This window comes from Domibacillus aminovorans (assembly GCF_001643235.1).
Classification (GTDB): domain Bacteria; phylum Bacillota; class Bacilli; order Bacillales; family Domibacillaceae; genus Domibacillus; species Domibacillus aminovorans.
In genome coordinates this window covers 1-6,843 of sequence record NZ_LQWY01000028.1, presented here as the reverse complement: position 1 = coordinate 6,843, position 6,843 = coordinate 1, and the positions used below count along the sequence as shown (strand labels likewise).

Here is a 6,843-nt window from a genome sequence, read left to right as displayed (position 1 = left end):
CCTTTTTCTCTAAATCGGAGATTTTAATTTTCATGGGAGTTCAATAGGGAAATTAACACTATTCGTTAACAGAGCCTTATTCTAAAGTTTCAAAACTCCCTCAAAACACTTATTTACATAGTAAAAAATCCGTACCAGTATAATGACTGATACGGATTTTACTTATTGGTTGTTTTAAAGAACGTTTTTATCTTGCACTTTATTCTGGTTAGAATTTTTATAATTGTTCCTTACAGCAGTTATTACAAGAAAGATACCCAAAATTGCTAATAAGATTGAAACAGCTAGCGGAAATTTACCTATCTCTCTGAAAGCTGTTCCATAAATTCCATGGCTAGTATTCCATCCTATCGCTTCTTGAACCAATACTTGAGAATAGATAGCTGCTGAAATAATGGTTGATCCAGCAAGAATAGCACTCAGCACTAATAGCGTTAAACCAATGTGTAGTTTTGCCATTTTCATCTCTTCCTCTCTTTCTTAGTTTGATTATACCTTTCGTTTTACAAGTTTGTAATAGATTTTCCAAATTGAATATTAATATAAATTAAGTCCGCTCTCTTCTATTCCATATTAATTTGTTATACACTTTTTATCGAACATATATTCTCGTATATGTAAATTGGAAAAGAGGCGGTCACATTGAACTATACGAAAACACACGTAGAGGATTTTATCGAAAACCTCTACACGAACATTGAAATCCATCATCCTCAACAACAAAACCCTGAAGAAGTTTCCACAAAGCTTGGTATTGTCATTGATTACGTCGATGGCACCAGCAAGTGTCTTGAGCGTGAACATTTTTCAATCATTCTGCTTAATGAAAATCTCTCCCCTGCTGTGCAATGGCAGGAATTTGCTCATGAGCTCTGTCATCTACTACGCCATGCAGGGAATCAGTTCACCCTTCCTTCCTTCCTTCTTCTTAAAAATGCAAGAATGGCAGGCGAATAGCTTTGCTCTGCATTTTTGTATCCCAACTTTTATGCTCGAAAAACTCGAATTAACAGATCATAAGCAAGCAGCTATAGCAATTATTGCTCAAACATTAAGTGTTGAATATGGTTTTGCTGAAGAACGACTAGAACGTTGGCTTTTACAACGAGCCATGGTGTATTACGGATAAAAAGGATTCTACTCCCTCACGCATTTGTCGTATTGTATTGTATTGAAGGAAAAGTGTGGAAATCACCTGTTTTTTATAGAAAAAAGAAGTGGGGAAAAAATGAAACTTGGTCCTAATTACGGAGCTGTTCAAAATAATTTCCCTATGAATTTTTGTTATGAATAAGAAATTGTTTAACGGTACTTTACTGTCTGACTAAACCATTAATCTATTTTAATGGCAATACTATTTTTACATTAGTACCTTTGCCTTGATCACTGTCTATTTGAATCGTTCCTCGATGATTTTCGATAATCTTATAGCTGACCATAAGACCCAGACCCGTGCCCCTTTCTTTATTAGAGTAAAGTGGCTCTCCTAAACGACTGATCATTTCTTTTGGGATGCCTCTTCCTTCATCTCTTACTTCAATCGCTACAAAGCCGTTCAGCAATAAAGATGTTGTAACAAAGATGTTTCCTCCAGAGGGCATCGCTTCGATCGCATTTTTGAGAACATTAATCATTGCTTGTTTAATCTTCTTCGGTTCACAGTAAAGAAGGGGCAATGAATCTGCCAAATTTATATTAATTTCAACTTTATATAATAAAGCTTCTGGCCGCATAAATTGAATAATTTCTGTTAACACTTCATTGATATTGTAATGAGCAAACTTTATTTCCTCATACGGATCCGCGAGCATTAAAAACTCCGTCACAATGGACTCAATTTGATCCAGTTCTTTGAGAATGATCTTGTTATAGATGTTATTGTCATTTGATTCCTGAGCTAGCAGCTGAATGAAACCTTTTACTGTGGTTAACGGATTTCTGATTTCATGGGCAATCCCAGCCGCTAATTGTCCCAATGCTCCCAATTTTTCCTGTTTCTTTAACATTTCGTCCTGTTTTTTCCGCTCAGTAATATCTCGAGAGATACTGATATTTCGGGTGATCCGCCCATTTGTATCGGCGAGAGGAGTGATTTTTGTGTGAATCCACCGCTCTTCTGTTCTTGTCTCATCTTTCAGCTTATATTCTAATTCCAGAGGGACGTCGAAAGGAACGGCAAAAACCTTTATCAGTTTTTCCAATTCCTCTGGATAAAACTGATCATTCATGACATGCGGGTTTTCATAGAGCTCTTCACTGCTGATGCCCCATAACCGTTCGAAAGAGGGGCTAACATATAGAAATTTAGATTGAGTTATATCAAACAAGCAAATGACGTCACTAATATTTTCGGTTATATCAAGAAGAAGTCTTTCCTGACTAGTGATCAAATTATTTTGTTGTTCAATCAGCATGGTCGCGTTTATTAGCTCAGTAAGGTCTTTTGTTATAACGGATATAGCGTTAATTGTTCCATTTCCATCTGAAATCGGAGCAATAATAAGGGAGACTGGAATAAGCGATCCATCTTTTTTCATCCTAAACGTTTGATAATGCATTATTTTTTTCCCGTTCCGTATCTTTGTCCTGATATCGTCGATTTCATCATAAAGATGCTTCGGAACAGTTGGACAAAATCCCCCCAGTATCTCCAGCCCTTTCCATCCATACAACTTTTCAAATGCGGAGTTCACGAGAAGTATATGACCCTCCATATTACAAATGGACGATGCATCATCCATTAGATCAAAAAAGTGACTAAATCCTATGCTTTCCTCTATATCATCAAAACCCTTTTTCACAAGCCGGCTCATCGCTCGAACCCAACCGTCCTTCGTCACTTCTACACTGTGCCAAAGCAGTGTAATATAGGTACCGTCTTTCCTACAATATCGATTTGTATAGGGTGGAACAGAAAATTGAGAGTTTTTAAGAATATAAACTAATTCACTTTTAGTTTTATGTCGATCCTCTTCGTGGATGAGTTCTAAGTAATTCATTCCTTCCACTTCCGACAAATCATATTGCAAAGCTTTTTCTAATGAAGGATTTATATATTTAATCCTTCCTTTAGTATCGATTAAAATGATTAGCTCTTTCGATGTTTCTGCAATCCATGAAAATGTTTCTTTCAGGGTCGCCTCCTCCATACCGTCTTTATTTGATAAATTGCTCATGTTTGTTGTTCCCTTCTAAAGTTGACTTGTTTATATTTGGAAAGATAATAAACATAGGATTATTATTCTAGATTCGGCCACCCACATTTTTGTTGGATCAAAGCTTTTAACCCCTCTTTTTGCGGTCGATACCCTGTCTTTGCCCATTTTAGAAAATTAATTTGTACACTTTATAATGCCTTTTTCTCAAAAAATCCTCAAGGTTATTTGAGACTTTTTTGAAAATCATTTATATATTTGTTAAAAACGACAAAAAAATCTACATTTTTAAAAAAAGTAAACAATGAAAATTTATCCTTCTGCATTTTTGTATTCCTACTTTTATGCTGGAAAAACTTGAATTAACAGATCATAAGCAAGTAGCTATAGAAATTATTGCTCAAACATTTGGTGTTGAATATAAATTTGCTGAAGAACGCTTGGAACGTTGGCTGATACACCGCGTAATGGTGTATTATGGATAAAAGAAAATGTTTCTATTTCTCACCTATTTTTGTCGTAATTTGTCGAAGAAAAAGTGTAGAACTCACCTTTTTTTTATAGGAAGATAGAAGAAAATACTATTCATTCATTAATTATCACGCTATATCGTGTTTTTATTTTAACTATTGAACGGTATTTCAAATCATGTATGTAACCGTTAACTATTTTAGATGGAGCAGAGGTGATATAGTGGGCAGTATAATCAATGATATTCAAGTCTTTTTACTAAACATTTTTTTTGTTTTTATTTTTTTCTATCTATATCTTAAGTTTATTGAAGGTAAAATCAGTAGATTAAATAATGAACTTGTCATGACTCTCATGTCCGGAACATTTATCATTCTTTGTGTATCGTATACCGTTCTTACGAAAGCTGATCATCTGATGGAAATGCGTCAAATTCCCTTTCTCATTGGGGCGTTATATGGTGGTCGTCGGGTTGCCGTTTATTTATTTGTCATTTTAATTACTTATCGTTTCTATTTAGGCGGTTCTGGTTTTTATATAGCGTTGGCAATAAATTTATCATTACTTATTGCTTCATGGTATATTATACCTTTATTCCAGAATGCAGTTAATATTAACAAAAAAGTGTATCTTACCATGTTAGCTTATTTTTCTATAATACTAGCCAAGATACTAGTGATCTCTTTATTTTTTTCAGAACTAATAAACGTAAGATTCGTTACACTTGTAAGCGCTTTCTCAGTTGTTCAATTATTTAGCGTTACATCATTTGTCTATCTTATCGAGAAATCACGAAAACAAACTATTCTCGCCAATGAATTAAGAAAACTTGAAAAGCTAAGAACAGTCAGTGAACTTGCAGCAAGTATTTCTCATGAAGTTAGAAATCCATTGACTGTTACAAAGGGGTTTCTTCAACTACTACGGGAGCCTGATCTTACTGATCAAGATAAGCTTAATTATATAAATACAGCAATGGATGCTTTGGGGAAAGCTGAATCTACAATTACCGATTATCTTACCTTTGCAAAACCTTCATTAGAAAACATAAAGATATTGGATCTACATAAGGAACTATTATACGTCGAAAATTTCATTGACCCTTATGCTGCTATGAATAATGTACAAATTCAAGTACGACTTGAAGAAGATATCTATATTGCTGGCGAAGATCAAAAGCTTCACCAGTGTCTTATAAATGTCGTGAAAAATGGCATTGAATCCATGCCTCAAGGAGGAAGATTACTAATTGAGTTGCGACGTATTGCAGACAATGCCATGATCACTGTGACAGATACAGGTATCGGGATGAATGAGGAACAACTTGAACGTTTAGGAAGCCCCTTTTTCACAACAAAAGATATTGGCACTGGGCTGGGTACAATGGTTACCTATAGTATCGTTAAAACGATGCGAGGGGAAATTATAGTAAAAAGCGAGATAGGCAAAGGAACTAGCTTTTCTATTCTTCTTCCTATAGCTGAAAACTCGCTGTCTCCCACAGAGGATAATCTGGGTAATTTATCCACCCCACCTCTATAGAAGGAGTACCAGCAGCTGGCGGGGATGTTCTGATACATAATGAATGCTACTTGAATTATGGAGTGCCCCTAGCCTGCTGTAAGGACTGTGACAATGATGAGATTGCTTATGTATAGATAATTGTTGATAGCCTCAACACCATTAGTTAACTACACGCTCAGTGTGTAGTTATTTTAATCTCATACAGGAAGATAAAACAAAATTTTATCTTCCTATCTAAGTACGAATACATCTAATTAAAAACAAAGAAGTTACTGAACATAGAGAATAATGAGCAATGTTTTGTTGCTTAAAAGACAATAAAAACTCGCCCCTTCTGAATCAAAATGATCGAGTTCAGAAAAGGACGAGTTTTGGATAACATAAAGCAACATAAGTAGCTATTCTGTTAAGTTACAATACCAGTAAGACGTTAGAACGTAATGCCGCTTTCGATAAGCTCTGCTTTCACATGAATCTTGACGTTCACATTTGGATAGGCGGTTTCCCATTTTAATTGTTTAAACCGGTCCGGATCTTTTGCGTTCACCTTGCGCCCGATGCCCAATACATCTGAATTGGCTTCTTTTATTTTGTCCATCGTTTTGTCCATCGACTGTTCGATTTGGTCTGACAGTTTTTTGTTCACTTTTTTCACCACTTTTTTATCCTCTAAATGATCTGGCGGATAATCTGTCACACGGTAGCTCAATTGATACGATAAATCAACCGTTACCGGTCCGTCCTTTGGCACGTGGACGTTCATTTTCCGTTTCATTTTTTCAACCTGAATCGTAATACTCTCCTCTTTTTCCACTGGAAATGTCAGCAAAGCCTCTTTCCCCTTTTCGTCTTTCATTAAAAGTAAGACGGTCGTTTCAGCTACAGACAATTCTTCGACCATATGTTTATTGTGAAAAAGAGCCGTCCCCGTTACTTCCGCGACCTTCTCTTCTTTGTTAAACTTGATGAGTGGAGCCATCGCATCTTCGCCTTCATCCAAAAGCGGCGAAGCGAATAGCTGTATATTCGTCTTCGGCACCTGTGTAAGGGATTCAGCACTTTTAATCATCGAAGCGTAATAGTTACTGTACAGCGGTTCTCCTTCTAGTTCATTTCTAAAAAATGATTCTGCCTCCCCTTCCGTAATGATTATTTTGGCATTCAGCGGGCTTGAGGCATTCCGATAGAAGGCATCAAGCAGCGAATAAATGTCTTGCTGAACGGATTCTTTACTAAGTAGTACAACACGTATTTTCCCGACTTCCGTACTGGCACCTACTTTATGATCGATTTTACTTGCACTCTCTCGAACCGTTCGTCCCGTTGCTGATACGACTTGTTTTGTAAAGGCCGGCTGCGATTCGTTGCCCGATTGTGGAATGGTATACGTCAACGTTACTTCTCCTTTTGAAGGTGCATCGATTCCTACCCCGAAGATAATATTTTTATCTTTTAGCTGACGTTCATCCCAGCATCCTGTCAGCAGCAGGCAGGAAAGCCCTAATCCAACCCATTTTTTCACACCGATTCCTCCCGTTTTTTTCGGATCAACGCAACAATCAGCAGTACGATCGGGATGAAAAAGATAAAGATCGTGGACACGTTATTGAGTTTACCCCCAATCTCCATCAGTTCCTCCCGATTTTCATTGGCAATGGCGATTGGAATAACGAGAACAGCCAACACATAGAGC

General features: G+C 36.6%; 5 protein-coding genes. 2 read left to right on the top strand and 3 right to left on the bottom strand.

The window, feature by feature from the left end; genetic code table 11:
• Positions 1-174: 174 nt before the first annotated feature.
• Complete coding sequence (locus tag AWH49_RS11035) at positions 175-465, bottom strand: phosphatase (protein ID WP_244886809.1); 291 nt, start codon at positions 463-465, stop codon at positions 175-177.
• Between the two features lie 177 nt (positions 466-642).
• Between AWH49_RS11035 and AWH49_RS20760 the strand changes: the two genes are divergently transcribed.
• Positions 643-957, top strand: a complete 315-nt coding sequence (locus tag AWH49_RS20760; RefSeq protein ID WP_063965745.1) for an ImmA/IrrE family metallo-endopeptidase — start codon at positions 643-645, stop codon at positions 955-957.
• A gap of 380 nt (positions 958-1,337) precedes the next feature.
• On the opposite strand, the gene AWH49_RS11020 is transcribed toward AWH49_RS20760, so the two are convergent.
• Complete coding sequence (locus tag AWH49_RS11020; RefSeq protein WP_063965743.1) at positions 1,338-3,176, bottom strand: PAS domain-containing sensor histidine kinase; 1,839 nt, start codon at positions 3,174-3,176, stop codon at positions 1,338-1,340.
• Positions 3,177-3,848: 672 nt separating this feature from the next.
• On the opposite strand from AWH49_RS11020, the gene AWH49_RS11015 reads away from it, so the two are divergent.
• Positions 3,849-5,168, top strand: coding sequence for an ATP-binding protein (locus AWH49_RS11015; RefSeq protein ID WP_063965742.1), 1,320 nt, complete (start codon positions 3,849-3,851; stop codon positions 5,166-5,168).
• A gap of 412 nt (positions 5,169-5,580) precedes the next feature.
• On the opposite strand, the gene AWH49_RS11010 is transcribed toward AWH49_RS11015, so the two are convergent.
• Positions 5,581-6,672, bottom strand: coding sequence for a Ger(x)C family spore germination protein (locus AWH49_RS11010; RefSeq protein WP_063965741.1), 1,092 nt, complete (start codon positions 6,670-6,672; stop codon positions 5,581-5,583).
• Positions 6,673-6,843: the final 171 nt, after the last annotated feature.